Annotated in this window: 28 protein-coding genes and 1 tRNA gene; 4 read left to right on the plus strand and 25 right to left on the minus strand. The window is 48.4% G+C overall.

The window, feature by feature from the left end:
* The first annotated feature begins 27 nt into the window (after positions 1-27).
* On the plus strand, positions 28-1149 hold the full coding sequence (locus GWK77_01485) for a DUF475 domain-containing protein (protein ID QHU92849.1): 1122 nt from the start codon (positions 28-30) through the stop codon (positions 1147-1149).
* A 109-nt stretch (positions 1150-1258) separates the two neighbouring features.
* On the opposite strand, the gene GWK77_01490 is transcribed toward GWK77_01485, so the two are convergent.
* Positions 1259-1864 (minus strand): aminoacyl-tRNA hydrolase, encoded by a 606-nt coding sequence (locus GWK77_01490; protein QHU92850.1) that lies wholly within the window; start codon positions 1862-1864, stop codon positions 1259-1261.
* 44 nt (positions 1865-1908) lie between these two features.
* Between GWK77_01490 and GWK77_01495 the strand changes: the two genes are divergently transcribed.
* Complete coding sequence (locus tag GWK77_01495) at positions 1909-2877, plus strand: hypothetical protein (protein ID QHU92851.1); 969 nt, start codon at positions 1909-1911, stop codon at positions 2875-2877.
* Between the two features lie 635 nt (positions 2878-3512).
* Here GWK77_01495 and GWK77_01500 read toward each other — a convergent pair.
* Together GWK77_01500 and GWK77_01505 are read right to left on the minus strand one after the other, a co-directional pair.
* Positions 3513-5054 (minus strand): TRAM domain-containing protein, encoded by a 1542-nt coding sequence (locus tag GWK77_01500; protein ID QHU92852.1) that lies wholly within the window; start codon positions 5052-5054, stop codon positions 3513-3515.
* 19 nt (positions 5055-5073) lie between these two features.
* Positions 5074-5547, minus strand: coding sequence for a hypothetical protein (locus GWK77_01505; protein ID QHU93412.1), 474 nt, complete (start codon positions 5545-5547; stop codon positions 5074-5076).
* A 79-nt stretch (positions 5548-5626) separates the two neighbouring features.
* Between GWK77_01505 and GWK77_01510 the strand changes: the two genes are divergently transcribed.
* A tRNA-Gln gene (locus GWK77_01510) sits at positions 5627-5701 on the plus strand.
* Between the two features lie 165 nt (positions 5702-5866).
* Here the strand turns inward: GWK77_01510 and GWK77_01515 are convergent.
* From GWK77_01515 to folE, 12 genes are all read right to left on the minus strand, one after another.
* Positions 5867-6847, minus strand: coding sequence for a DUF3644 domain-containing protein (locus GWK77_01515; protein ID QHU92853.1), 981 nt, complete (start codon positions 6845-6847; stop codon positions 5867-5869).
* Positions 6848-6865: 18 nt separating this feature from the next.
* Positions 6866-9373: an HAD-IC family P-type ATPase gene (locus tag GWK77_01520; GenBank protein QHU92854.1), complete on the minus strand. Its 2508-nt coding sequence runs from the start codon at positions 9371-9373 to the stop codon at positions 6866-6868.
* A gap of 262 nt (positions 9374-9635) precedes the next feature.
* A complete protein-coding gene (locus tag GWK77_01525; protein ID QHU92855.1) occupies positions 9636-10265 on the minus strand; it encodes an ATP-binding cassette domain-containing protein in 630 nt (209 codons plus the stop codon).
* Positions 10266-10273: 8 nt separating this feature from the next.
* Complete coding sequence (locus GWK77_01530; protein QHU92856.1) at positions 10274-11512, minus strand: FtsX-like permease family protein; 1239 nt, start codon at positions 11510-11512, stop codon at positions 10274-10276.
* 9 nt (positions 11513-11521) lie between these two features.
* Entirely contained in the window at positions 11522-12904 is a 1383-nt protein-coding gene (locus GWK77_01535; GenBank protein ID QHU92857.1) for an FtsX-like permease family protein, read from the minus strand.
* A 255-nt stretch (positions 12905-13159) separates the two neighbouring features.
* Positions 13160-14503, minus strand: a complete 1344-nt coding sequence (locus GWK77_01540) for a GNAT family N-acetyltransferase (GenBank protein QHU92858.1) — start codon at positions 14501-14503, stop codon at positions 13160-13162.
* Between the two features lie 184 nt (positions 14504-14687).
* On the minus strand, positions 14688-15278 hold the full coding sequence (locus tag GWK77_01545) for a hypothetical protein (GenBank protein QHU92859.1): 591 nt from the start codon (positions 15276-15278) through the stop codon (positions 14688-14690).
* Positions 15279-15300: 22 nt separating this feature from the next.
* On the minus strand, positions 15301-16566 hold the full coding sequence (locus GWK77_01550) for a glycosyltransferase (protein QHU92860.1): 1266 nt from the start codon (positions 16564-16566) through the stop codon (positions 15301-15303).
* Positions 16541-17143, minus strand: coding sequence for a hypothetical protein (locus tag GWK77_01555; GenBank protein ID QHU92861.1), 603 nt, complete (start codon positions 17141-17143; stop codon positions 16541-16543). Before GWK77_01555 ends, GWK77_01550 begins: the two co-directional genes overlap by 26 nt.
* A complete protein-coding gene (locus GWK77_01560) occupies positions 17143-18072 on the minus strand; it encodes a DUF2797 domain-containing protein (GenBank protein QHU92862.1) in 930 nt (309 codons plus the stop codon). Before GWK77_01560 ends, GWK77_01555 begins: the two co-directional genes overlap by 1 nt.
* Positions 18059-18799: a hypothetical protein gene (locus tag GWK77_01565; GenBank protein QHU92863.1), complete on the minus strand. Its 741-nt coding sequence runs from the start codon at positions 18797-18799 to the stop codon at positions 18059-18061. Before GWK77_01565 ends, GWK77_01560 begins: the two co-directional genes overlap by 14 nt.
* On the minus strand, positions 18792-19358 hold the full coding sequence (gene folE / locus GWK77_01570; protein ID QHU92864.1) for a GTP cyclohydrolase I FolE: 567 nt from the start codon (positions 19356-19358) through the stop codon (positions 18792-18794). Before folE ends, GWK77_01565 begins: the two co-directional genes overlap by 8 nt.
* A gap of 90 nt (positions 19359-19448) precedes the next feature.
* Between folE and GWK77_01575 the strand changes: the two genes are divergently transcribed.
* A complete protein-coding gene (locus GWK77_01575; protein ID QHU92865.1) occupies positions 19449-19907 on the plus strand; it encodes an NUDIX domain-containing protein in 459 nt (152 codons plus the stop codon).
* Between the two features lie 231 nt (positions 19908-20138).
* On the opposite strand, the gene GWK77_01580 is transcribed toward GWK77_01575, so the two are convergent.
* From GWK77_01580 to GWK77_01625, 10 genes are all read right to left on the minus strand, one after another.
* On the minus strand, positions 20139-20366 hold the full coding sequence (locus tag GWK77_01580) for a hypothetical protein (protein QHU92866.1): 228 nt from the start codon (positions 20364-20366) through the stop codon (positions 20139-20141).
* Positions 20367-20403: 37 nt separating this feature from the next.
* Positions 20404-20676, minus strand: coding sequence for a DUF3850 domain-containing protein (locus GWK77_01585; GenBank protein ID QHU92867.1), 273 nt, complete (start codon positions 20674-20676; stop codon positions 20404-20406).
* A gap of 8 nt (positions 20677-20684) precedes the next feature.
* The gene (locus GWK77_01590; protein QHU92868.1) at positions 20685-20990 is read right to left on the minus strand and encodes a hypothetical protein; all 306 of its coding nucleotides are present in this window, start codon (positions 20988-20990) and stop codon (positions 20685-20687) included.
* Positions 20983-21324: a hypothetical protein gene (locus GWK77_01595; protein QHU92869.1), complete on the minus strand. Its 342-nt coding sequence runs from the start codon at positions 21322-21324 to the stop codon at positions 20983-20985. The genes GWK77_01590 and GWK77_01595 overlap by 8 nt, the downstream gene beginning before the upstream one ends.
* Before the next feature lie 109 nt (positions 21325-21433).
* Positions 21434-22009, minus strand: a complete 576-nt coding sequence (locus GWK77_01600) for a GrpB family protein (protein QHU92870.1) — start codon at positions 22007-22009, stop codon at positions 21434-21436.
* A 9-nt stretch (positions 22010-22018) separates the two neighbouring features.
* On the minus strand, positions 22019-23404 hold the full coding sequence (locus GWK77_01605) for a HAMP domain-containing protein (GenBank protein QHU92871.1): 1386 nt from the start codon (positions 23402-23404) through the stop codon (positions 22019-22021).
* Complete coding sequence (locus tag GWK77_01610) at positions 23391-24047, minus strand: response regulator (protein QHU92872.1); 657 nt, start codon at positions 24045-24047, stop codon at positions 23391-23393. Before GWK77_01610 ends, GWK77_01605 begins: the two co-directional genes overlap by 14 nt.
* A gap of 86 nt (positions 24048-24133) precedes the next feature.
* Entirely contained in the window at positions 24134-24595 is a 462-nt protein-coding gene (locus GWK77_01615) for a hypothetical protein (protein QHU92873.1), read from the minus strand.
* 113 nt (positions 24596-24708) lie between these two features.
* Positions 24709-25668, minus strand: a complete 960-nt coding sequence (locus GWK77_01620; protein ID QHU92874.1) for a hypothetical protein — start codon at positions 25666-25668, stop codon at positions 24709-24711.
* On the minus strand, positions 25665-26339 hold the full coding sequence (locus tag GWK77_01625; protein ID QHU92875.1) for a response regulator: 675 nt from the start codon (positions 26337-26339) through the stop codon (positions 25665-25667). The genes GWK77_01620 and GWK77_01625 overlap by 4 nt, the downstream gene beginning before the upstream one ends.
* Positions 26340-26353 lie beyond the last annotated feature (14 nt).

A 26353-nucleotide genomic window follows, 5' to 3' on the forward strand; every position in this document is an offset into this window, starting at 1 on the left:
GCCTAGCATGCTATACTAAAACTCAGTATGAAACATTGGCTACACTCGCATCACCCATTTCGGATTTTTTGGTTTTCGGCGCTGTTGACGCTGGCGTTGGGCGGGCTGATTTTCACCCAACTAGGCCTTAATGGTCTGTGGTTGTTCGTAATTTTAGTGGTGCTGGAGGTCACCTTTAGTTTCGATAATGCGGTGATTAACAGCAAGGTGTTGGCCGGCATGAGCCAGGTTTGGCAAAAGGTGTTCTTGACGGTCGGTATTTTCGTGGCGGTGTTTGTGGTGCGGTTCGTGCTGCCGATTATCATCGTGATGGTGGCGAGCGGTCACGGCTTTATGGAGGTGGTCGATTTGGCGCTGAACAAGCCGGTCGAGTACGGGCATATTTTGCACGAGGCGTCGCCGATGATCGACGCGTTTGGCGGAGCGTTTTTGATTATGATCGGCCTCAGTTATTTCATTGATTACAACAAGCGCGTGCACTGGATGCGGCATGTCGAGCCGTGGCTGGCCAAGGCTGGGCGGTTTGAGAATTTCAAGGTATGTCTGATGCTGAGCGTGGCGGCGGTGCTGTATTTCACGGTCGAGCCGCCGCATCGAGCGCTGGTGCTGATCTCGTCGGTATTGGGGATTATACTGCACATCGGGCTGGAGCTGTTCGGCTCATTCTTTCATGAGGATGATGCTAAATCGGTCAAGGTCAAGGTTGGCTGGGCGGCGTTCGCTAGCCTGCTCTATCTGGAGGTGCTGGATGCCAGTTTCAGCTTCGACGGCGTCATTGGCGCGTTTGCTATTACCAGCAGTGTGTTGCTGATCGTGGCGGGGCTCGGCGCCGGAGCGATTTGGGTGCGTTCGCTGACGGTGTATTTGCTGCGGACGGGCGTGCTTGGCAAGTATAAATATCTGGAAAACGGTGCGCACTGGGCGATTATGGCGCTGGGTATGATGATGATTGCTAAGCTGTTTCATCTGGAACTGCCGGAATGGGCGACGGGTGGTCTGGGGCTATTGTTTGTGAGTTTGGCGGTTGGTAGTAGTATACTGGAGGCGCGAGCGATTAATTTGCAAGAAGCAGCCGCAGCGAAATTACATAATGCTGAGCGGCGGCTGAAACATGGCGCGGCGAGGATTGTGCCGCGAAAGCGACGGTAATTGATATTTGTGGCTTTTTGTTTCGGGCGATATCGCTTGCTTATTGCGACATTGTTGCAATAAGCATTTTTAATTTCGCAGGCGTAATGATGTAGTGATATGTCGGGGGTTATAATTTGACGCTTATGGCTGAAATGTGATCGGATAAAAAGTCATGAATCATTGTTTGCACCGTTGGGATGGCCCAATTTTTCAAAATAGTTAATTCATCGCTATTAAAATTCATCATAACAAAACGGTCGGTTGAGGCTTGCCGCCGCAGTAGATTGTCTGTACCGATACGAATATGCCAAAAGTCAGAACCAATGTGAGCATGAAGCGATTTTAAGCCGTTGCTGCCAGCGTCGCGGCCGCCTTTACGGATACGGATTTTACCAAAATCAAGGTCAGTGTCGTCATGAATAACCAGTAAATCATCCAGCGTCAATTTATAAAAATCCATGAGCGCCCGCGCGGCAACGCCGACTTCGTTATAGTACGTCGTTGGTTTGACCAAGAGAACTTTTTCCTGCGGACTAGCGGTTAACGACTTTGCGTCAGCAGTTGAGGCTAGCTTGATATTATTTAGCTTAGCAATATCCGCAAAGAATTTGGGCTTATTGCTAAATTGTGCACCCTGCTCCGCCGCCAACTGGTCAACCACCAAAAAGCCAGCATTATGCCGCGTGTAAGTATACTTTTTGCCAGGATTGCCAAGGGCCAGAATGACTTTCATAGCCTTAGTATATCACCTTGGTCGTGATGACGTATAATAGATGTATGGCGAAACGCGATGATGATTTGGAATTTAGTGTTAATGCGGCGTTTGACGAAGCGCGGGCGGTTGTTGACAAGGTGCCGCTGTATTTGGTGAACGGCTCGCTGGGAGCCGGCAAGACCAGCGTGCTGGAATTCTTATTGCAACAAAGTGACTATAAGGGCGCGCGAGTGATTGAAAATGAATATGCCAATGAAAATGTCGACGGCTATCGGCTGGAGGGATTGGCGGAGATGGTAACGACGCTGGCGGGAGATTGCGTGTGTTGCTCGTCGAAGCACGCGCTGACACGGATGCTGCTGGACTTTTGCCGGAATTCTCCGGCGCCAGTGTTTATTGAGGCGACGGGCGTGGCGCGAACGATGAACTTGGTCGAGAAATTGATTAATGCACAAATCTTCAATAAGTATGAGGTGATGCAGAGTTTTTACGTGATCGATGCGCACGAGATTCTTAATGGTGTCGAGCCGGCGCACGAGGTTGAACTGCAGGCAGCAGACGTGATTTTAGTGACTAAGGAAGATTTGCTAAGTGAAAATGAGCGCGCCGAGTACGAGGAAAAATTGCACACTCTGCCCTACGCCAAGGTGTTCAGTGCGCCGCACGGTCGGTTTGAACTCAGTAAATTAACCACGCCGTCGGGACTACTGGCATTTTTTGATACGTACGACGGCGAGCTGGCGGTGCCGGATAATCCGACGTACGCCGTGCTGGACGTTTCAGGCATGAAAATTACGGCAGCGACTTTGGAAAAAATATGGCCGGAATTATTTGCGGCGTATGGCCTGCGGCGAATGAAGGGCTGCTTCATCAACGACAACGGCGCGCGCCAGCATGTGGAGGCAACCGAGCAGCAGATTCAGCTAACTAATGCCAGGCCTGAGGAGGCGGCAAAAATCGTATTCATCGGCGAGCGAGCGGATGAGATTACCCGTGAAGCTTTGGCGGCGCAACTGGTTATGTTTGGATAAAAGTTCGCTTTCGTCGTTTCCGACTCATCAGCATAGACACGCATCTATGGAGCGAACTGACAAGCAGAAGGTGGAGGAAAGTTAACTTTGCCCGCCAGTTCGTAACTAGTGTATATCTATCAATCACCTCCTTTTGAGTCATGTACAGGTAGGTCACGGTCCAATGGTCCCCCCTTGCTTTGCTTTCATGAGAGCCTTCGTTATGGAGATTGGATCGGAATTGGAACATACTTGGATGGTGTGCTTATTGAACTTGAACCTAACCACAGTCTGCCCCTCCCGGTCGTGCAATTGAGCAAGCATCTTCGCGTCAATAATGGCGCTAAGCAGGTTAGTGCCATCATTGAACTTTATACTAATTGAAATAACCTTATAGTTGGGCATAATACTCTTCCTCCCCACCCGAGCGGATGCTCGTGTGAAAAACACTGGTCGACACCCGAATGGGTCGACTCGAGATGGGGTGTTTTGGTGCTTCTTGTGACGCACCGCAACATCCCATCTCAAATCAAAACTTTCTCTGCTTGTCAAACTACACTTTCGGACAAGGGTTCACTCAACTCGTCAACAAAAGCTGATATATATATCAATACGAGAACAAAACGTCAAGGGTTTTTGTCAATAATACAATAAGATTATGAAATTTTGTCAATAATAACTAAGTGTTCAATATGCGGCGTGCGTGGGAAAAAGTTGTAGCCACGGTGCCAAGCGATGCGGTAGTGTTGTTGGAGTAAGGCGACGTCGCGGGCTTGGGTGACAGGATTGCAGCTGAGATAAATGATACGTGGCGGTAGTTTTTGCAACAATGTTGCAATAACATCGGGATGCAAGCCGGCGCGCGGCGGATCGACGATGACGATTTCCTTGCCTGTAATGTGGTCGAGGGCTTGTTCGCTGGGAGCGAGGACGGCGCGGGCGTCGGTACCAAGTTCGGTGATGTTGCGCTGCATTTCGCGGACAGCATCGGTGTTGATTTCCACCAGCGTGACGTTGCCGCCGCCAATGGTCAGGCCGATGGTGCCGACGCCAGCGTAGAGGTCGAGAGTTGATAATCTGACAGCTCGAATATCATCAGAAAATAATCCGGGACCCACGTGAAGTTGCCCAGATTTTTTCTGAGATATTGCTCGCTGTTGATTATCGGTGTAGCCATGTGTCTCCAACTGATCCAGCTGGCGCTCTTGGTGTGCCTTATTGTACGGCACCCACTCCTTCATATCGCGCAGTGCCTGCTCGTAAACCGGGATGTTGACTTGGAAAAAGCCTTCGCAGGCGTAGCGGAATGGCACGCCAAGGACGGTGTCGGTCAGGGTGGTGTTGCCGAAACGTGCCAGGCGTTCGGTGATGCGGCTGGCTGGTGAGCGCGGGTCGGAATAGATGACTTCCCCGCCCTGAGCCGGTAGTTTGGCGACTTCATCAGCGGTAATGATTTCGGGCAAGCGATCCTTGATATACAGCTGCCACACGCAACTCCCCGACTGATCGCAGCGGATGAGTAGGGTCTTGAGCTGGCGAGCCGAGACGTGTTTATGGCGCAGTAAATCGCGGATCGTACGCGCCAAGTTGTTGATTGCAGGGTGTGCCAAACTTGTGCCATCGACGACAATCTTGCCTTTGCTGCCGCGGCGAAAAAATGCTAAATCAAGCGTATCGCCAGATGATTCTTCACTGTCGCCATCCGCGTCTATTCCTCGGGTATCATCAGAAAATAATCCGGGACCCGAGACAGCCCCAGGTTCTTTCTGAGATACCGCTCGGGATACTACCGATTCGCTGTACCAGCTAAATTCAACTTTGTTGCGATAACCATATGCGACATTGTCGCAATAAATATCAATCGCCGCTGGTAGTGTGACATTATGCAGGGTAAACGCATCATTAATCAACTGTGCCTTATGCGTCTGCTCAACTTCGAGCGGCATAATCTGCCACGGGCTGGTCGATAGATAACTATCCGGATCACGCGGCTGGATGCGGTCGGGGCTTGGCGAGATTACTTCCTCGACGACTGCCTCGACGAAGTGCGATTTCTTTTTGGTAACGCGAACGGTGACGGTCTCGCCTGGTAGCCCGCCCCATACGAAACATTTACGCCCGTCAGCCAGCGTCCCCAGTGCTTGCCCGCCGCCGACGATTTTCTCCAGTGTCAGCGTCTCGAAACTCTGTCGTTTCATCAAGAGTTATTATAACAAATTAGAAATTACACTCTGGCACGCCGCCAAACCAGCCGTTTTGCATATTGCGGCCAGTGCGGCAGGTGGTGCCATCTGAGAGCGGCACCTTTATGGCGTAGCGGGTCGGCACGACGCTGGAAGCGTGGGTCGTGTCAGTGGCTGCGAGATACCAATAGTCGCGGCCTTCGTGGTCTTTCGGCAGCTGCTTGATGTAGCGTGGAATGAGGAGTGCGCCGAGCTCGCCGCCATTACAAATTTTCATATTAGCGGTGTTATAAATGGTGCAGGCACTCGTCGGCCATGGATATTCGCCGTTATCCGAACGATATTTCTCGATCGCCTCCTTGAGCATTGAAATATTTGACTTGGTTTCGTTGTCGCGAGCGGTGTTGTAGGCATTGCGCCAGACGAGGCCGCCTAAGGTAGCGAGGATCGCGATGACCACGATGATAATGATAATTTCGACGATAGTAAAGCCATACTGCTTATGCATATGACGATTGTAGCGCGTTTTGAGCCCAATCGCAAGGCTGGTAATTAGGTGATTATTATGCTACACTAATCCTTGGTATTGGGCCGTCGCCAAGTGGTAAGGCACCAGGTTTTGGTCCTGGCATTCGGGGGTTCGAATCCCTCCGGCCCAGCCAAGTTTTATATAGTAACCGTCTAGTCCGGAGTGGCTGGGCGGTTTGTTTGTAACATTAGCATTGTTACTAATATGCTCTAAGCCCTACAGACCTAAGTTACTTTAGTCGCCTCAATTTAGCTTTCTAATAATAAGATAAGCCTCAAGAATACAGGATTAGGATTACTCATTTATTTAATTCTTTCTCAATCAAGTATTGAACCCACGCGTCTGTGTATAAATAATCATTATGTGGTTTATCGTATACGCAATACTCTGATTTACAGCTGGATCTATTTTTTGTATCATTCGTAGGCCTTACCTTATACTTGTGCCACATATCAGTATGCCAACTCATTGTCTTAATGTAGCCTTCTTCTTTCAGTTTTTCTAAGACCATACTTGGCTTTAGAAAATTAATATTAGCTACGGGTACTTGTTTTTCTTTTATGGCAATGATTGCTTCATCGTATTTTTCCATTTCTTGTGGATTATCTGAGTCATATTTAACGAATTCTATAGCCAGATCTGAGGATGAGCGATGATTGCCAATTTTAGGAATTAAGTACGCCTTGAATGAATACTGTTGTGAATTTTCTACTTCTGCTTCAAGAAGTCCGCGATAATCTTTGACGAAGTTTATCACAGACGTCTCGTCCTTACTCACAGGAAGGGTTCGCTTTAATGACCGTGAAAGCTGTATTGGCACGAAGAGTGTGTCAATTAGGGCATATTGTTCGCCAAATTTCTCTATTAACCAATCTTCAAAATTCAAAACCAGTGCCTGGCTTTCGCCTATTAGTTCTTTATCGAGAGCTGGTAAATTACGATGTTCAATTTTGTTACGTAGCTTGATAAAAAGTTCAATATTCTTTCGAATTGGATCGCCGGTATCAAAAATCTCTTTCACGGATCTTGATAATTCCCATGCCATTTTGTCACCGTCAATCCTCTTGTATCTACCATTCTTTTCTTTGTAAAAATAATTTACTTTTTTGTACTCTAAATAGGCATGCGTTATTGCAGTCCAAGCGATAATCATTAGAACTGTAAAATTGCCAGTCCTGAATGAGCTCCTGGGATCATTGTATGTCGATATTGCCTGTGTGGCAGAGTCAATAGACTTATCTAATAATTCTTTAACGTTCCGTGGAAGTCTCCTGTTCATATTTTTATTATATCAAGTCTAGACCCTACTCTTTCTTGCAAAATACTTATACCAATCAGAGACGAGAATTGGTATGACAAACGAGGCGAGGCCGATGAGTGCGCCGTGCCAGAAGTTGATCGGTGTGATGTGGAGGATCGTGCCAAGTGGGCCGAAGAAGACGAGTAGCTGTAACATGATCGACAAGCTGATACCGGCGTAAAAACTGGCGTTCATGACCTTGAGGCGAGTGAAGATTGACTCGCTGTCGGAGCGGGCGTTGAAGGCGTTGGCCCACTGGCTGACCACTAGTGAGATAAAGGCCAGCGTCTGCGCGTAGTCGTGGCCGTAATGCTTCTCGAAAAAGATGTAGACCGCCAGCGCGATGACTGACATGGTGGCAGCGACGATGACCATCCGCCAGATCATTTGGCGGCTGAGAATCGGTGTGTCGGGGCGTTCTGGCGGGCGGTTCATGGCCTGCTTTTCGCCTGGCTCCAGGCCAAGCGGAATGACCATCGAGGTGTCGGTCACCAGATTAACCCACAGAATTTGTACTGGCTCCAGCGGCGTCTTGATGCCGATGAGCAGCGCGCCGAGCATGGTAATTAGCTCGCCGGTATTAGTCGATAGTAGATAAAACAGCATCCGGCGAATGTTGGCGATGATGGTGCGACCCTCACGCATGGCGTCGATGATGGTCTTGAAATTATCGTTGAGCAGGATGATATCGCCAGCGTCTTTGGCGATGTGCGAGCCCGACCCCATGGCCACGCCGACATGGGCGTTGGTCAGCGCCGGCACGTCATTGACGCCGTCGCCGGTCATGGCGGTGATGTGGTGCTTTTTGAGAATGGTCAGTAGGCGGTATTTTTGCTCGGGGATGACGCGGGAGAAGACCTTGGTTTTGGTGACGATGGCGTCCAGCTGATCATCAGACAACTTGGCCATGTCACGGCAGTCGAATACCTCGTTGCGGTTCTCGACCATGCCAAGTTCCCGGCCAATCTGATAGGCCGTCTCGAAATGATCGCCGGTGATCATCCGCACCGACACGCCCGCCTTCAGGGCGGCCCGGATGGCTCGCGGCGCCTCTGGCCGGAGTACGTCGGCCACGGCCACGAAGCCAGCAAGTGTCAGGCGCTGCTTGCCGAGCTGATCAAAGCCATCAATTATCTCGTCTAGCTCGCCCGTCGCCAGTCCAATCACCCGGTAGCCGCGGGCGGTCATCTCATCAAGCATTTGCCCGGCGCGCTTTTTAGTGCGGGCTGACACGCGACAGGCTGCCAGCATGGCTTCGGGCGCACCCTTAACGTACAAGCGAAACTGCCGGCCGTGATGCCAGATGGTGGCGGACATGGCATGGGCTTGACTGAATGGCAGGTCACGAACTGGTACGTGGCGCGGGCTGGCGCTCTGCTTGCGGGCGTACTCATTGAGGGCGATATCCAGCGGATCGTGGCTCTTGGCGTGAGCGCGGTTGACCACCAGCCCGATGATGCGGTCGATGTCCTCTGTCGCCTCGTCCGGCGTCCACGTTTGCTGAACGGTCAGTTTGTTCTTGGTCAGCGTGCCCGTCTTGTCGGTGGCGATGGTGGTGATGACGCCGATGGTCTCGATGGCGCGCATTTGATGCACCAGCGCCTTTTTGGCGGCCATCCGCCGCATCCCCAAGACCAGCACCACGGAAATGGCAATCGGCAAGCTCTCCGGCACGGCACTTACCGCTAGGGCCATGACAAAACGCAGACTCTCTAGTACATCCATGCCGCGCAGCAAACTCAGCCCAAAGGCGACGAGGGCGATAGCCGAGACAGCGGCGATGACTTTGGTGATCAGGGTGTCGATTTTTCGCTGGACTGGGCTTTGGGTCGATTCGCGCTTGGAAAGCATGGCGAGATTACCAAACTCTGTCTGATTGCCGGTGGCAACGACCACGCCGGTGCTGGTGCCGCTGACGACGAATGAGCCCTGAAACAGCATGTTGGTTTGCTCGTACATTTCTTTGGTGCCGGTGAGGGCGTCGGTTTGTTTGGAGATTGGCAGTGATTCGCCGGTCAGTTGCGCCTCGTCCACCCGCAAGTTGGCGCTACGAATGAGGCGGATGTCGGCGGGAACTTTCTCGCCCTCAGCCAGCGAGACGACGTCGCCCGGAACTAGCTGGCTGGCGTCGATGCGCGTGGTGCGATTGACGCGGTGGACGTCGACTTTTTGGGCGTCGTGACGGGACAGGCTGCGTAGCACACGGTCAGTTGAGAAGCGCTGAATGTAGAAAATAACGGCCGAGATGGCGGCGATGACAAAGATGATGATGGCGTCAATGGCCTCGCCGTGCCAGAGGCTGATGATGGCGGCGATGAGCAGGACGAGCATAAAAATGTCGAGGAATGGCTCGAGAATGATGCGCCAGAGCGGTTCGGATTGGATTTTGATGATGTTGAGGCCATAGCGTTTTTGGCGGCGCTGGACTTCGGCCGCGCTCAGGCCGCCATCCGAGGAACTAAGTCGCCGCAGCGCCTCGTCGCTTGATGATTGATAAAAATGCATATGGTTATTATAGCGTGAAGTGCTGTTTGGGGGAAATGGTAGCAAGCGGCTTGGGGTATAGCTTGAAATGGTGGGTAATCATCGTACCTAGTTATAGCTGAGGTCGCTATTCTGCAACAGTTAACTACAGGCAAAAAGGTGCGCCTCCGGCTTTTGCCTCGCGCACCTCTTGCTTGAGATGGGGGTTTTATGATTCTATCATCGTCGGTCGACCCGGTCGCTCCACGTACCGTAAGTGACGTGGGCTGCACCAGGCCTGACGCTATGCCCGTAGCTTCTTATCCTTCAGCTTCAACACCACATCTGCCTGCTTAGCCAGCTGTTTACTGTGAGTGACGACGATGACGCATTTGTCATTTTCGTGGGCGGCCTGGCGTAGGATGTCGATGATGTCGGCGGCGGTGGTTTCGTCCAGGTTGCCAGTTGGCTCGTCTGCCAAGATGATCGGTGCGGATGATACCAACGCTCGTCCGATCGCCACACGCTGTTGCTGACCGCCAGACAGTTTCATGACGTTGCGGTGAATGTGATCGTCGTCCAGACCCATGGCATGCAACGTTTCGTTGGTAGCCTTGGAATTAACCAATTTCAAGTTTTCTAGCGGCGTCAAGTAGTCGATCAGGTTATAGTTCTGAAATACCAGCGAGATATTGTGCTTGCGATGATGCGAGTAGCCCTGCTCTGCGATGTCTTCGTCGTCGAACAAAATCTGCCCGCCAGTCGGCGTGTCTAGCCCCGCTAGTAGCCCCAGTAGCGTCGATTTACCAGCGCCAGAACTACCGACGATGGCGTAGAATTTGCCTTTTTCAAATTGATAATTGATCCCATTCAGCACATTACTGGTGCCGTCGGCGTATGAGTAAATGATATCGCGTAAAGTAAGTATTGACATAATAACTCCTAACTTAATTTTGCTAAAATTTGCTTTGGTGATTGGCGCATGATTGGCGCGGTGGCAGCGATGGCTGATAGCAGAACGACCATGTAGCCGAAGGCGAAAGCCTCTAGGTAGGTCGCTACTGGCGCGGCTTGCACCGCAGCCTTTTCTATGCGCTGGCTTTGGTCGGTTTGCGCTGTGAGGGCGGTAGAAATCTGCGACGAGGCGACCGAACCGATGGCGAGCGCAAACACCGAACTGACTGCGGCAATGATGGCGAGTTCCGCCAAGAACTGCCCGATGATCTGCCGCTTCGACGTGCCGATAGACAGCAAGATGCCAATTTCATGCAAGCGACCGCGTACCCAGAACACCAGCACCAGCGACAGCACCGCCAACCCTGCCCCGGCCGCACCGATAGTGGCAATTGTCAAAATGTTTTGAATGCCAGCGATGTTTTGGAGAATGCCGGCGAATACCGCCCCGTTGTCGGTCAGGCTGAATTTCTGCCAATCGACGTTTGGTAGGCTTTTGGCGCGGTCCGTTAGTGACTTCAGTTGATGCGGATGTTCGGCGAAATACGTCGCTCGCGTTAGCTGCTGGCTACCCGTCAGCTGCTGCGCTGCGGCCAAATTAGTAATGAGATGATTCTCCGCCATGTCGGACTGTAAGACCGCTGGCTTTTCGCCTTTGCCGCTGAAAATTCCTGCGACAGTCACCGTCACCCGCCGGCCGTCTTTGGTGATGTCCAGCTTGTCGCCTGGCTTGATATTATTTTTTTCGGCGAACGTTTTGTGAATCAGCACCGCGTTTTGATCGTGCTCGGTCAAGTGCTTACCCTGCTCTAGTTGATAGAATCGACCGGTGAACTCGCCGAGCAGATCGCTCTGTGTTGCGCCCGTGACCTTCGCCTCGCCAGCCACGTTAGCGTCCAGCTGCACGCCGCTGCCTGCCGTGTCAATCAATTGTTTACCCGGCAGTCCTGCAGCGGTTTCTGCCTGGAAATTGTGCGCTTTGACCTTGTCCAGGCGCTGCACCCGCTGCGCTATATCCATCGGCACCTCGCCCGACGGCTGCTTGCTAGCGATACTAAAACCAGCGCGGATATTACGCTCGACCGATCGCTTCAGCTGCGCCATCGTCTGCTGTACCGTCAGCGTGCCGATCAGCAGCGTGAAAATCAGCGTCATGATCAGGGCGATGGTCAGGCTGCGACGCCGTTTGCGCGCCACAGCCGTCCAGGCTCGTTTGATAATCGTCATCGTTCGCCCCTAATCCACTTCGGTTAGTAATTCTTTTGGCGTTGATTGGGTAATCGGCCGCGAAGCCAGTAGCACCGCAATGATAATCACCGCCAGTCCAGCGCCCCACACCGCCAGCAGATCCGTCGGTTGCACGCCAACCGTCACCTTGTCGAGCGTGCGTGATGACGTCACCGAATCAGCATCAGCACCGAGCGACGCACCGTTCAAGGAGCTGCCAGCTTGACGCGTGGCATTCTGCGCCGCCTGCGATACCACGTGATCGCCCATTTGTTGAGCAATCAGCCCTGCAGTAAAGTACGACGCACCAAAGCTCAACACCGCGATCATCACTAGCTCAGCAATATATTGCAGCACAATCTTTGACTGCGGCACGCCCGTCGCCAAGAGTACGCCCGCTTCGCGCTTGCGCTCGTTCATCCACAAATACAGCACCATGCCAATCACTGCGACACTGACCAGCGCCGTCGCCCACAACATGCCGTCGATCAGGCCGTACACGCCGTTCACCGCACCAGTCACGCCAGCCAGTTCCTGACTATTCTTATTCAATTGATACTTTTGCCAATTGACCGGCAATTTATTTGCCCGCGCCATCACCTCATCCAACTGTTTGGTGCCCTTGGTAAAGAACGTAGCGTCCTGGTAAATCTCATTTTGCTCGGTATAGGCATTCAACTGGCGGGTCGTCGCGAGGTCGGTCAAGAACAAATTCTCGAACAGCTCCACCTGATACGTCGCCTGCTTTGGGTTCTTGCCGTTAAATATACCGACGATTTCCACTTCAACCTCGTCCTTGGATGGATGCTCGTTGTCGGTGTCATACTGGTTAGCCTTTAACTTAATTTTACTGCCAAGTTTCAGGTTGTTGGCCTTGGCGAAGTCTTCGTGCACCAAAATCTTGCGAGAATCGTTCTCGGTGATGTGCCGGCCAGCGATGAGCTTGAGCGACTCGGCCCGGAACTTCTTCTCGGACTCAGATTTATTGACGCCGATGATGGTGGCGGCGTTGCCAAATTGTTTGTCTTTTTGGGCATCATAGCCGCTGCCGCCGCTTGGTAGTGGCACCAGTTTGGTATTGATAAAATCGACCGTGGCGTTCTGGCGCTTGACATAGTCCGTCACACCCTCCAGGTTCTTCACCGCGTCGATGTCTTTGTTTGATACCGTTCCTGAGCCGCGGGCTGTTCCCGGATTGGTGCGCGGATTATTGCCCAGCGTGAAGCCGGCCTTGAGCGTTTTGTCCAGCGACTGCGCTGCCGCATCGGTCGAATGCTTGATGGCAAATCCACTCAGCATAATCGTCGACATACACAGCAAAATCGCCAGCAAAATCAGCGTTTTGAGTTTTTTCCTGGTGATATACAACCAGGCACGTTGTACAAATGACATAGATCTCCTTTCTTGGTTCTATGTCAGTTTAGCAGGGGTGTGTGAAGGGAATGTGAAATTGCCGATGTAATCACAACGGATTATTTTTCACTAATCAATAGATGAGGACAAAAATATTAATTTAACACCTTAGAGTTACTTAGTCTGTCATTATACTTCAGGACAAAATGTCTTAATGGATGATGACATTTTTAAGTTGTGATTGCTTATTTCTTCTCAAGCTCAGCTTTTGCGGCAATATGCATAGAGATGGTGCTACTTTTGAACCTCGATGACGTGAACGCCGAGACGTTCCTTGTGCGGCGGGTAGATCTTGTGAAGGAGGCGAAGCGCTTCCTCTTTGCTTTTCGCCTGCGGCACGATCTGCTGCCATGACTCAGCCGCCAGCATGTCGGCGAATTTACTGTAGATTCGAATTGACTTGATTCGCACCACACCGGACGCATGTCCGTTTTCCAGCTGCAACGGCTGACCCTCCTTAAGGCGCTTGATGCTGTTGTAGCCGATGCGGACTTCTAAAGTCTTGCGGCCTGACATGATTGCGTCGTAGTACGGCCGCTTGATGCGCATCTTACGCATAGACACTCCTTCCTTGTTGAGACTAAATCCCCACTGCTGAACAGTGACGTCTGGCGCATAGCCTTCGGGAAACAAGCCTTCAATTGTCCAGCTATGGCGCTGGAGACAGGCGACCTGCCACGGCTCGGGGACGATATGGACATACAGCTTACGACCATAACTGGCTAATAATCGCGGCAAGTTAGCTACCAGCACTTCGAAAACAGCCTCTGATTTTGCTACCAACGGCATGATTTTAATCGGCCGGCCTTTCTTTGGGGTTGCAACGACAACGCCAACGACCTTCCTATCCTGCTCGGCGATGAAAATGAGCTTATGCTTAGCGTTGACATCTCGGCTCTCACGCCGTTGGTAGCTAGCAAATAGCGCATCCACCCATGCATCATCTACGCTATTAAAGTCACTGCCCACTCGCGATAGGATCAGTTGGCGCGCCGCTGCAGCGTGCTTTTTCTCGTCAAACGGGACAATTGAAATATCTGACAAATCAGGAGTTAGGTCCTGACCCAGTGGCTTGTATAGCATGTGCTCGTCGATACCAGGTTTATAATGATCTTGCGCCTTACCAGCCAGATGAAAGCCTTTGCGCAATAGAAACTTGAGCGTGGCTTGGTTTTGGGCGGCCACTGTACAGTAGAGTTGCCGAGCGTGGTGTTTGCAAGCGAAATCCTCAGCATGACGAAGCAACTTACTGCCAATGCCAAATTGGCCGCGATATTCTGGCGCAACGATGAGCGGACTAATTTTAACTGTTCCCTGCTTCTTGACAACTAGATGAATCATTCCACCGGGATGATGATTGACTTCTGCAATAAATATGTATTGCAGAAGTGAAAACTGCCCGACAGAATCGACGTTGCCATTGATATGCGCGGTAAAAATCCGCCGTGCATGAGCTCGATGATCACCATCGTAAAATGATTTAAGCGCTTCTGTCATTAGGCGAGACACGAAATCAAAATCGCCTGTTTTAGCTTTACGGATAGCTACAGTGACTGACGATTTCTTATATCGGTGCATTAGTTTATTGTCTTATACCCTATACAATAATACAAGTTATCTATCGCTATACATGCGTAATTTATGGCTATAGCTAGTCAAATTGGTACAAGTACAGACCGTAACCACTACTAAGGCGCGAAACATTCCGCCTCACCCATTACTTTTGGGTGGTTTATGTTCCTGCTTTTGGCACTGGGGTGTCTTATGTTTTTGCTAAATAACCTCTCAACATCACAAATCCATCAACCGCCTCAATTGCCGCCAAGTACTCTTTCCACTCCTCATCATTCAATTCTGCCAAACTACGGCCAGGAAATCTCGGATGCCCATAAATATATAACAATTCCGTCCAGCCATGGAGATTATCGCCGCGCGGCTCATTAATGATGAACCCTTCTTCATCAGCCACGAAGATGTGGTCTTCTTTACCGTCAAAATAACCAACCGCAAAAGAAAAGATAGCCCGGCGGTCAGTTTCGCCTTGCATTAATTTGATGATACCGGGATAACTAAAACTGTCCAGCAGCAACTTAACAAATGGCCCTGGAAAGCCCTTCAATGCCGGGATGAAAAAACCGCGATCATCAACGATCAGGCGCTTGCTTGGAAAAGCTTTTTTAGCTTGTGCCAGTTTACTTTTGGCAATTGTTTGAATATCTAACCCCCGCCCCTCGTCAAAATCATAGTCAAGTTGCTGTAGGTCAATGCCAAGCGGTTGGAGGAGTTTCTGGAGGCTAGTGAACTTTTGGTGATTGGAGGTGATGAAGTGAATCGGACGGGATGGATTTGTCATGATATAAGTATACGATAAGATTTTAGGAATTTATACTTTGTAAGAACTTATCAAAACACCTTAATAGGTTATTTTCTAGGTCAAAATTTTTCAAAGCAAAGTTATGTGCAGATGTCAGCATACGATTACGGTCATTTAGACTCATACTACATACATTAACTAAAGTTGACATTAGTGATTCAGACGAACTTCTTTCAAATATTAAACCAGTTATTCTGTTAGATACCTGATACGGCAAGCCACCAGCATTACTACATATGATTATAGCTTTAGCTTTTGGATCAAAAAAGGTCTCGCTTGGAATTAAGCCAAAAGGCTCATTTAAAGACGGTACTACTATTGCAATAGTTTTATTGTGTCTTCTAATAAATTTGGGGAAATATGGGTCAAACTCTGTATGGATTTCAAGGCTAACATTTTTTCTCTTTGCCAATTCTACAAGACTGGCTTTATATTTTTCTGACTCAATTGAGTCTGTATTTGCATTCAGTAGTAATCTATAATGATTATTTGGGAGAGCTGACATAGCGTTAACAAGGGTATGGAATCCCTTATATTTTATTGAACGACCATATGCACAAATGACTTTTCTATCATCGGTATCTAAATGCCATTTCTTTTCGAGATATTTTGTCAGAGATTTTTCCAGCGAACTATAGTCTTCGACTATACATCCATTATGTGCTGGTACTATCTTATCTTTATCTAGACCATAATCAGTGATTAAGTGCTTTTTCATGTATCTACCAATTTCTCCTATTCGAGTATTATCAGGAATATGATTATAGATTTTTCTCTCTAATAAGATTCTGCTTTGATTTTCTGGCGAATGAATAATGCCCGAACTTTTAGGTATATGTAAGTGGTGCACGTTGTTTGCATTTGCTAAAACAGGAATGGTCTGGATGAATGGAGTGTCTATGCTAATGCATAATATATTTTTATCATTTTTCACATAATCTAGGATATGATGGGCTGCACTTTGAGATTCTATACACCACTCTGTAAGCCCACCATATCTATTCATGCCGTTAGAATTATTATCTATAGGATAAAATCTCAGGTTATCTTTATTAATAATATCGAGAACTTTGCTGTGCCAATGCGGCTGATAATCATTGTTTAACTTTGATGTATAGATTGGACAAATCTCAATATCTGAGAATGGAAATAAATTTCTTAGCAATTTAATTACACGAAAGTTATGCACGCCCGCTCCAGTATGAGCACAGTAGAAGCCATCATGAATCAGTAAGAATATCTTATGATAGTATCCTCTTGCTAACATCTTTTGCTATCTCATCCTTTGGTCTATTATCAGTTTTAATAACCGTAATATTTTTATAAAATTCATCATACAAAGGAAGAATCTCGGTATAGAATTCATTGGCAAATTCTATACAGGATATGATTGACCATAACATATCAACTGATTCTTCTCTATGCTTTCGCAGATTGGATTGATAAGGATTAACGTCTAGAATATAAACATCGTCCGGCTTTCGTAACCTACCAGCTCTTATTTCATGTCTGCACCACTGAATTGTATTGGGAAACAATGTTCTAGGCTTGTTGTATTTATATTTGTCGGATGAATAAGCATAAGCTAAAGCGGTAATATAACACCTGTCTGATATAACGTAGTCTTTGTAGCTAAAAAGATCTACGATAGAACTCTTGATTAACCAATTTAATCTATATGCATCTTCGCTGTCAGGAACATCTTTAATATAGCGATTTAGATCTTCTTCTCTTAGAATGTGTTCTGCTAGGCAATATGCCTTGTCTCCAAGAACTGCGTCCAGTTCATTCAATAGACTTGTTTTCCCTCCTCCGGGTATACCTTCTAATGAAATGTACATCATCAAAATAATCCCTGTTGTCGGTTTATGGCTACTTTCTTAGTGTGTATGCCGAACACTTTACCTACTGTTGTGTCGGTGTGGGTTTGAATTCTCATTTCTCTGCCCTCCAGTATTTTTGTATTAATTGCATAACAAGCGCCACCGACATGGAAGAGCGCGATCTTACCGAGTATGCCTATAACTCGACCGCCAATATAGGAAATTGAGTCAAGTTTATCAATAAAATGGATAATTTCACCAATAGCAGACTCCTGTATTCTGTAGTCGGGACTTGCAAATATAAAATCATCATATACGATATTTTGGTCAAGAAGCGTCTGTTCTATTCTTTCTTGACACAGCTTCAATCGACTATATGCAGCCTCTCTAGTATCGTTATTCAGAATATTCTTTATCTTTTCTTGATACCGCACAGACTGTTTTATATTTAAATGCTCTGATATCGCCTTTTCAATACCGCGAGCTGCAACTCCTTCTGCAGCGTACGCTATAACTGCGGCTGCAGTAGCTCCCTGTTCATGTATTCTGTCTGAGTATCTCGATTGTCTCGCTACTCCAACTTTGACACTAGATTGATCGCCAAAAGAAGCGATATAAACTATGTGTCTATATTTAAGTAGACTGCGATTGTATTCTGTGGTTATTTTACCAGTCTTAGCTACAAACGACCCTCTGCTTTTCTGTGTGCAGACAGGGCATTGTGAGCCTTGCCTTTCGTGCTGCTGTATAAGGGCCATATCGAGACACGGTATTCTCGATTCTGTATCTGAATCAAAGTATCCTATGCAAAACCTGTTGCCGGTAGTCTCTATTGAAAAATAGTTATCTATAACAGAACGTTTTATCTCGCTACCACCTACATCAAAACTTGTAATAGTTGGCTCGCTACTATGCCAATATAGACCAGTAAAGGTTTCATATTCTGCCATAGTTTCTAGATTCCTCCGGAAAAAAATAACTTAGTTGCGACATAGTCTCATAAAAAGAATCTGGAAAATGAATATTATTTCTTAAAGTGTTGGCAGTAGATAGGGAGTTTCGCACTTCTTTCTTTAGTTCGTTTTGATATTCGCCTATATTTACATTGTTTATCATTAATAATTTAACTGGATCTGATGTCATATAGTCAACCAAACGTCCAATAAACTCTTTACCGTAAGCTGTCGTGTAGATATAGGCTATGTCTTCTTTATCTAGAAATATTTCCCTTGAAGAAATAATAGCCTCTTCGCCAGTTTTATCTATCAAAAGTTGCTCAGTATAAACATCTCTTTTTGGTTTAAGAATGGAAATCGTCACGTCTAGCTGATGGCGTGGAAGCTGATAAAAATTATGATTGCTTCGCATTTCCTGCTTCCATTTTAATAGGCAGCATTCATCGCTTGCAAATATATCATAGGGCATTCGACTTTCGTCTTGTATAAGATGCTCACAACACTTAGTGCATGTTAAGCACCTATCGCTACTGCTTAGTGCATTTAAAATTCTTTCTTTATTGGTGAATCGTGTTTTATTTGCTATTTCATAAAGAGCCCAAGGGTTGTCTATTGATTGTAGTCTATAGGTATCTATAGACTCGCCGACCCAAATGCTCTCAGCTATTGTTTCTACGTACTGCTTTAAGCCTAGACTCTGTCTAAATCTCTCGTTAGTCATTTGCAAATGCAACCATTTCGTAAAATTGTTTCCTCGTATTATCATTAGTAAACTCACCACTAAAGGCAGATGTCACCATATTTGATTGGATTTTTTCAACCCCGCGAGCTATATTACAAAAATGCTGAGCTTTCAAAAGAACTGCAACTCCGCGAGGTTCAAGGTAACCGTTAATGGCTTGAGCGACTTGCTGTGTAATACGTTCTTGATCTTGTAATCTACGAGAATAAATATCAACCGCTCGCGCTAATTTGCTTAAACCTATAATACGATCTTTAGGTATATATGCAATATAAGCTTCGCCCCAAAATGGTAGTAAATGATGCTCACAAACAGAGGTGAAGTTTATTTTACCCGATAAAACTATATCGGAATAGTTGTGTGTATTGTCAAAGGTTTTTGCCTCGTCTTCAAATTTACGCTCATATCCTTCAAGTAATCTACTCCAAGATTTAGCTACGCGCATTGGGGTTTCTTTAAGCCCCGCCCTATTGCAGTCTTCTACCAACTCTTTCAAAAGCTTCTCTATAATACTTTCTATTTCTTTATTATTGGCCATTATGGAATGTACCGTACCTTTCTTAATTAAAATTGAATACTACTATCATATCACCATGCAATAAATTTATAAATCGTGTATCATAAATGTATGACAACTAGACTTACTGTGCGAGGTATAATTTATAATCCGCAAACTGATAGTGTGTTTGTTCAGAAATTGAAGAAATTACAAGGTAATAATAATTGGTATTTACCAGGCGGAAAAGTTGAAGATAAAGAATCTCTTACTTCGGCATTAAAAAGAGAGATATTTGAAGAGTGCGGAATTGAAGCGCAGGTTGGCAGATTAGTTTGTATCAATCAGTTTTTTGATAGTAAAAATGGTACGAATGTAGTTGCTTTCTTGTTTTTAATCACTAACTACGCAGATTTCATAGACATAGATTTAGTTAAAACATCACATGGCGTGGCGGAAATCGCAGAATTTAAATTTATTTCGCGAGAAAATGAATCTATAATTCCAAAATGGGTGTCTAGTGCAGATAAAAATATTCTTACTGAGAATAATTTTGAACTATGTGGTGTAGACTTTTATGATGAGTTTTGATGCTAGTAGCTCTCTTGATAAGTAGCCCACAACCAAGTTATAGTAGCTTGATTAATACCCTAATCCAGCGTGGCGGTAATGAATTTATCGCAAAACACTACTATTCATTTGCTCTGTGATACGCCCCTAAAATCTCCCTCAAACTCACGCTATGCTGGAAGTTTATGTCGTCAATTTTGTCAAGATCAACCCACTCCGGTGTGCCATTGGTGTAGGTCTTCTCACTGTCGGTCATGTTGTCGTTATTGATTTGCTCGTGCGTGAAGTACAGCTGAATCGACTGGTTAGCTTGCGCTTCAGTGTTGTGCTTGAAGAAAGTAGTTGCCTGGTGAATGATTTTTCTGGCATCTTATTATCCTTAATAATTACTGCGTACACGCCGACGCGAATATTCAGCTCGTCAACGGGAACGGTGTATTGATTGCCGAAGACGTCTTTGCAGATGATGGATTTGGTCATCTTTGCTCCTTATTGCAGTAACTTTCTAAAATTTGTACTAATCAACCCGCTTGGCAAGCGACATCACTTGATAGCCGTATTGATCAATATCTTCTTGCTTCCAAAAATCGATTTCTTTCGTGCGTAAAACTTCGCCGACTACATGACGAACTTTGCGGCCAGTTGGTGTTCCGTCATAATTTACCTCAATCTGTTCCAGAATGTCGCCGGGTTGGATGTCAAAATCGGCTACCCTCATATCAAATGTTTTCTCGCCCGCTAGGACTTTTTCGAATAAATCAGGGTAGGATTTTTTGGTGATGATTTTCATACGTTTTATTATCTCCCCCTTCGCGCCGCCAGTGCAAACCACATAAAGTAATCCTCCAACGATTCGTCTTCCATGCCAGCGAATAGTTCGCGGGCGCGCAGGACTTCGCGGAGTTTTGGTGATTTTTGGCGGGCGAGTTGCTCGGCGGTGGCGTCCAATAAGTCCAAGCCGCGCTGCCAGGCGCCAGTCATTGCAGCCGTGTCGCCGCGGCGCCGGGCGGCAAACGCTCGCCCAACCTCCGAGCCGATGTTGCCCATTTGCTCGAAAATCGTCAAGCTTTGCCACTTCTCTCGGTCAAAGACATGTTCACTCACGGACGACTCCGGCGATGATATCGATGATTTGCTGGCGTACCGCTGGGTCGAGCACATCGCGCGACGGATTGTTTTGCCGCGGACGGATGTTTATCATGCTATCAAACTCGATAAAGTCATCAGTGCCAAACTTATCTGGATGTAGGTTGATCCCCCATAGATCTGCTTGTTGCGATCCACGTTCTAACAAATACGCTTCACCATCAGCATGCATATCCATGTCGATCACCACAATTTTCTTCGCAACATCGACATCCGCCTTGACCATCGTCCCGTACATTCTCTCGGCCATCGGGCGAAGCTCGGCGAGGGTTATGGTATCAATAATCTTCATGGTTTAATTGTAGCACAGACAGCCAGCGCTTCAGCATGATATGCTGACGGCGGAATCTTTATGTAAAGCAGGAGTTGAGAGTCTGTTTGACGACTTTAATATGCACAATTTAGGAAGACCTATTCTTGGACCCGTATTTTTCTCTAGCTATTTTAGTATACTTTCTGATAAAATCGCTTTTTGCATCAGTATACCCATCCCTATCATGCTCAAATTCCTTCCAAAGCTTTAGTTTCAATTTCTCGTACTGTTTGGCAATGTCTCCATTCTCAATTAGATAATCCCTAAAGTAGATCTCATCATTATCCCCCACAACCCTAATGTGGAGATGAAATACCTTATCCGCGAAGCCCTGTTTGGTATATCCCTTATTCAATGAGATTCGTTTTGCTTTCTGACTCATGCACAACCAATTATTTTCAACAAGAATATTTTTTACAGGCTCTAATTCTTTTTCCGACGGGACTTCAAGCAATATATCTACTATATTCTTTGCCTGTATATTTGGAATGGCCGTGCTGCCAATGTGAGATATTCGTGTTATGTATTTTTTTGGTACCAATGAGAAGATGGCTTTCACTTCCTCATCATACCAGCGTGCCCATTCTCTATTGTGTTCTACAAGAAATATGGGGAATAATTGCCACAACTCTTTCAAACTCATTCTCTCTAACTCTCTGTCCATTACATTCTCCTACTCAAACCTCACCACAAACCGCATACCCTGCCCGTGCGGCACGAACTCATAGTCCAGGCCTTTGGCGTCGAGCAGCATTTTCACGGTGTAGAGGCCGATGCCACTGCTGTCGGTATGTTGCTTCGTGCCGTCAGAACTGCGATAAAACGGGTCGAAGACGTGCTGGAGCTGTTGTTTAGTGAGTGGTTTGCAGGCGTTTTCGATGGCTAGTTCACGCTGGTCACAAGTAATTTTTATCACGCTCCTGGCATCGCCGTGGCGCACTGCATTTGATACCAAATTCGAGATGACGTGGCGCATCATGTCGCGGTTAGCACGCACGGTCGTTGGGTGTGCGTCAACCGCGAAAGTCATGCCGCGCGTTTTTGCCAGCAGTGTATAGTCAGCAACCACCTCGGCGATTAGCTTGTCAATCCTCAGTCGTTTCTCCTGACGCAGAGCCTGCTCGGCGACGCTGCCAGAGCGCAAAACGTCATTCACCATCGCCGCCAAGCGGTCAACCTGCGCTACCGATTCCGCCAGGTACTGATCGCGATTTTTATATTCGCCGATGTTGAGTTGCATGTTTTCAAGCATGATCCGAAGGGCTGCTAGCGGCGTTTTCAGCTCGTGCGAGGCCGCGCGGAGGAAGGCAATTTTCTCTTTTTCAAGCTGGGTTATCCGCTTATTCTCATGCTCCAGCGAGCGAATCGTTTGCCACAGGTTTTGATAGAGCTCGTTAATATTTCGCCCCAGCACGCCGATTTCATCACGGCTATTCACTGGGTAGTGCGCACCCTTTTCCAGCTGCTGCATCGTCGTGGTCACCGCAGCCATCTGGCGAATCGGCCGTGTCACAAAACGGCTGTAGATGTACGAGAATAGCAGTGCCACTAACAGCGATCCGAGCATAGTATATGGCAATACGTGCAGGGTAGCGAGTTTGGCCTGGGTGACGGGCGCTACGTCGGCGAGCAGTTTGACCGTAATCGCTCGCCCCTGTTTATCCGTCACACTACCCTGCCGCAAAATCACCGAACGCGGATCGACAGTCTGCCCATCAGCGATTTTCACCACGCTGGTATCGACCGGTTTACCACTGTCTGTCACGATATTGACGGATTGAAAGCCTTGAAAATACTGATCACGCCCGTCAATCGTTAGCGTGATATTGACGTTTTTCATGCTCGCAAATTCCTGGCTGAGACGGCGCATTTCCTCGGCCGATTTGCCGCGTAGCTCAGTGGTTAGCGTTATCAGGTTATCCGCCGCCTCACGCTCTTTTTGCTGCAAATAAAATTGCGGCATCAAGGTGTAAACCAACGCATGCACCAGGATGATCAACGCCGCAAACAGGCCGATTGATACCAAAAATGTTTTGGGAAATAATTTAAGCCGCTTCATAGCGATAGCCCACTCCCTTCACCGTGATGATGCAGTCTAGGTGCAATTTCTTGCGCAAGTTTTTGATATAGACGTCAATCACTCGGTCGAACGGCACCTCGTCATCACGCCACAACTTGTCAATGATAGCCTGCCGACTCCAGACCATGTTTGGATTATCGACGAGCAGCTTGAGGAGTTGCACTTCCTTGGGCTTGAGATGCGCGTCAGTATCATCATAAAATCCCTGATAGGCCGCGAAATCCACCGAGGCCAAGCCGCGGCGCCACAAGGTTTTTTTGACAGACTGTTGGCGGCGAAGTAGCGCCTTAATTCGCTTTTCCAAAAGCACCAGCGAAAATGGCTTACTCATATAATCATCCGCCAGCTCGTCAAAACTCGCAACTTGCGTCGGCTCATCATGCAGCGCCGTCAACATCAGCACCGGCACGTCGCTGGTCTGGCGAATCTGGCGCAGCACTTCGATGCCACTCATCTTTGGCAGCATGATATCGAGGATGATGACATCTGCTTCGGCATACTTCTCCAGGGCCTCCTCGCCGCTGGTTGCCGTTAGTACCGTAAAGCCGCGCTGGCGGAGGAATTGCTCGGTGCCAATGCGCAGAGTAGGTTCGTCTTCAACAATAAGAACCGTTGATGTCATATAAGTAGTATACCGAAAATGCCGCCCGTGGTAAACGAGCGGCATGGGGCGCGTGGTCAGCGTCAAATTGGGACGCTTGGGTCGTATTAGCGGACGCCGACCACTTGCAGGCGCCGGGTGGTGCGACCGAGACCGAGAGAGATGGTTTCGGTGGCGTGGCGGTTGAGGAGGCTTTGTCCGAGAGGGCTATCGACCGAGATGCGGCCGTCAGACGGATCAGCCTCGAGGCTGTCAACGAGGGTGTAGCGAAAGAGCTGACCCTGCTGATCAATGAGATCAACCACCGAACCGATGGCGATGCGTAGCCGATCGCGCTTACGCGGTAGTGGTTTGGCGGTCTTGAGCGCAGTGCGTTTCTCGGCGAGCTTGCCATGGACGTTTTCGAGATTCATGATAATCTCACTGCGGCGGAGTTTGTCGTCGCGAGACTTAGCACGGCCGATGTCGCGTAGTTCAGCTGAGAGTGCTTTTTCGCGGATTTCGAGTTCGTTGATTTGCTTGTGTAATTCTTTGAAGCCTTTTTTACTGAGATATGTTGTCGTATTCATCCTTACCCTTTCTGGTGAGGCTCACCTCACCGTAACTTATTACACCATGGCATTCTGAAAATTAGCTGAAAAATTGTAAAAATGTCAAAAAAAGTCACGCCACCAGGGGTAGATTACAGGGTTTTCGGTAGCGAAATGGTGAACGTTGTCGTGCCTTTGCGGCTGGCGGCGGTGAGTTGGCCGCCGAGGGCGCCGGCTAGTTGCTTGGCGAGGCTGAGGCCAAGGCCGTAGCCACCAGTTCGCTGATCGCCAGAGAAAAATCGCTCAAAAATATGCGGTAAGTCGCGCGCCGCGATTTGGCCATCGTTCGTCAGGCAGACGGTGATGCGGTGATGGGCAGCCTTGATGTCAACCTGGACGCGAGATTTACGCGGGCTGTGACGCAGGGCGTTGTCGAGGATGATAGCGATGAGTTCGCGGACGATGAGGCGATGGCTGGTCAGGGTGATGGCCTCGTCGGTGATCAGTACGGTGCGCGCCTCGGCTTTGCGTTCAGTGATCAGCTTTTTGGTGAGGTCGGTGATGTCAAAGGTCTCGGTGGTGGTTTCTAACTGTCGATTGGCAGACGACAATTTGAGCAGCGTCTCGGTCAGTTGCGTCAGGCGGTCGGTCTCTTCGAGCGTACTCTGGAGCGTCTGGCGAAGTGATGCTTTGCTGGCGCGCCGGTCGGATAATGCCAGTTCGGCCTCAGCCTTGATGACAGCTAGTGGCGTGCGCAGCTGATGGCTGGCGTTGGCGGTAAAGCGCGACTGGGCGTCATGTGCTGCCTCAATCGGCTCAAGCGTCCGCCGGGCCAGTATATAGGCACACACACCGCCGCCGAGCAGTACGATGAGGTTGAGATAGCCGAGGCTGATCAGCAGGTTGGTGGTCGAGATTGATGGATGGTCGCGGATGATGGTCGTTTCGGTGTTACCATCAGTTTTGTGATGCTTACTCCAGTTATTCAGCTGGACGTCAAGCTCGGAGCTGGCGACCTGAAAGATGATGCCGCTAAATAGTAAGCTGACGGTCATCAGAATGAGCAAGTACCAGCCGGCCAGCTTGAGCGTTGCTGAGAAAAATAATTTCACTCGCCAGCCTCCAATTTATACCCAAAGCCGCGCACGGTGTGAATCAGCGGCCGACGAAATGGCTTGTCGATTTTCTTGCGCAGCTGCTTGATGTAAGCCTCGACGTTGTTGGGCAAAATATCGGCATCAAAATCCCACACATGGGCGATCAATGTGTCTTTGCTGAGCGTCTGGCCGGGGTGGCGCGCTAGGTATTCGAGGAGCGCGTACTCCTTGCTGGTCAGGTCGATCGCGGTGCCGGCGCGAGTGACGGATTGCGTTGTCTGGTCAATCACGAGATCAGCGATCTGGAGCGTGTCCGGTTGCTGAATTGGCGGGCGGCGAAGGAGCGCTCGCACGCGGGCGGTGAGTTCGGCGATGGCGAAGGGCTTGACGAGATAATCATCAGCGCCGCTGTCCAGGCCGAAAGTCTTATCTTCAGTCGTCCCCAGTGCTGTCAACAGCAGAATCGGCATATCCTTACCCTGCTCGCGTAACGCTCGCACAATATCAGTGCCACTCCGCCCCGGCAACATCCGATCAACGACCAATAGATCGTACGGCTCGCTCGTCGCCATATTCAGCCCCTCATCTCCGTCATGTGTCACGTCCACGGCATGATGCTCACGCCGCAGCGCCTCAGCAATGATCCGGGCAATCTTTCGTTCGTCTTCGATGATAAGGAGGCGCATGAGTATATTATATC

This window comes from Candidatus Saccharibacteria bacterium oral taxon 488 (assembly GCA_010202645.1).
Taxonomy (GTDB): Bacteria; Patescibacteriota; Saccharimonadia; order Saccharimonadales; family Saccharimonadaceae; genus Nanosynbacter.

Bases quoted from the DNA above. Each gene is read 5' to 3' on its own strand.
- GWK77_01505 (QHU93412.1), bottom strand. From the start codon at position 5,547: ATGCATAAGCAGTATGGCTTTACTATCGTCGAAATTATCATTATCATC.
- GWK77_01535 (QHU92857.1), bottom strand. From the start codon at position 12,904: ATGTCATTTGTACAACGTGCCTGGTTGTATATCACCAGGAAAAAACTC.
- GWK77_01545 (QHU92859.1), bottom strand. From the start codon at position 15,278: ATGACAAATCCATCCCGTCCGATTCACTTCATCACCTCCAATCACCAA.
- GWK77_01540 (QHU92858.1), bottom strand. From the start codon at position 14,503: ATGCACCGATATAAGAAATCGTCAGTCACTGTAGCTATCCGTAAAGCT.
- GWK77_01575 (QHU92865.1), top strand. From the start codon at position 19,449: ATGACAACTAGACTTACTGTGCGAGGTATAATTTATAATCCGCAAACT.
- GWK77_01565 (QHU92863.1), bottom strand. From the start codon at position 18,799: ATGACTAACGAGAGATTTAGACAGAGTCTAGGCTTAAAGCAGTACGTA.
- GWK77_01615 (QHU92873.1), bottom strand. From the start codon at position 24,595: ATGAATACGACAACATATCTCAGTAAAAAAGGCTTCAAAGAATTACAC.
- GWK77_01585 (QHU92867.1), bottom strand. From the start codon at position 20,676: ATGAAAATCATCACCAAAAAATCCTACCCTGATTTATTCGAAAAAGTC.
- GWK77_01605 (QHU92871.1), bottom strand. From the start codon at position 23,404: ATGAAGCGGCTTAAATTATTTCCCAAAACATTTTTGGTATCAATCGGC.
- GWK77_01595 (QHU92869.1), bottom strand. From the start codon at position 21,324: ATGAAGATTATTGATACCATAACCCTCGCCGAGCTTCGCCCGATGGCC.
- GWK77_01550 (QHU92860.1), bottom strand. From the start codon at position 16,566: ATGTTAGCAAGAGGATACTATCATAAGATATTCTTACTGATTCATGAT.
- GWK77_01500 (QHU92852.1), bottom strand. From the start codon at position 5,054: ATGAAACGACAGAGTTTCGAGACGCTGACACTGGAGAAAATCGTCGGC.
- GWK77_01625 (QHU92875.1), bottom strand. From the start codon at position 26,339: ATGCGCCTCCTTATCATCGAAGACGAACGAAAGATTGCCCGGATCATT.
- GWK77_01600 (QHU92870.1), bottom strand. From the start codon at position 22,009: ATGGACAGAGAGTTAGAGAGAATGAGTTTGAAAGAGTTGTGGCAATTA.
- GWK77_01520 (QHU92854.1), bottom strand. From the start codon at position 9,373: ATGCATTTTTATCAATCATCAAGCGACGAGGCGCTGCGGCGACTTAGT.
- GWK77_01485 (QHU92849.1), top strand. From the start codon at position 28: ATGAAACATTGGCTACACTCGCATCACCCATTTCGGATTTTTTGGTTT.
- GWK77_01490 (QHU92850.1), bottom strand. From the start codon at position 1,864: ATGAAAGTCATTCTGGCCCTTGGCAATCCTGGCAAAAAGTATACTTAC.
- GWK77_01555 (QHU92861.1), bottom strand. From the start codon at position 17,143: ATGATGTACATTTCATTAGAAGGTATACCCGGAGGAGGGAAAACAAGT.
- GWK77_01530 (QHU92856.1), bottom strand. From the start codon at position 11,512: ATGACGATTATCAAACGAGCCTGGACGGCTGTGGCGCGCAAACGGCGT.
- GWK77_01580 (QHU92866.1), bottom strand. From the start codon at position 20,366: ATGACCAAATCCATCATCTGCAAAGACGTCTTCGGCAATCAATACACC.
- GWK77_01525 (QHU92855.1), bottom strand. From the start codon at position 10,265: ATGTCAATACTTACTTTACGCGATATCATTTACTCATACGCCGACGGC.
- GWK77_01560 (QHU92862.1), bottom strand. From the start codon at position 18,072: ATGGCAGAATATGAAACCTTTACTGGTCTATATTGGCATAGTAGCGAG.
- GWK77_01495 (QHU92851.1), top strand. From the start codon at position 1,909: ATGGCGAAACGCGATGATGATTTGGAATTTAGTGTTAATGCGGCGTTT.
- GWK77_01515 (QHU92853.1), bottom strand. From the start codon at position 6,847: ATGAACAGGAGACTTCCACGGAACGTTAAAGAATTATTAGATAAGTCT.
- folE (QHU92864.1), bottom strand. From the start codon at position 19,358: ATGGCCAATAATAAAGAAATAGAAAGTATTATAGAGAAGCTTTTGAAA.
- GWK77_01610 (QHU92872.1), bottom strand. From the start codon at position 24,047: ATGACATCAACGGTTCTTATTGTTGAAGACGAACCTACTCTGCGCATT.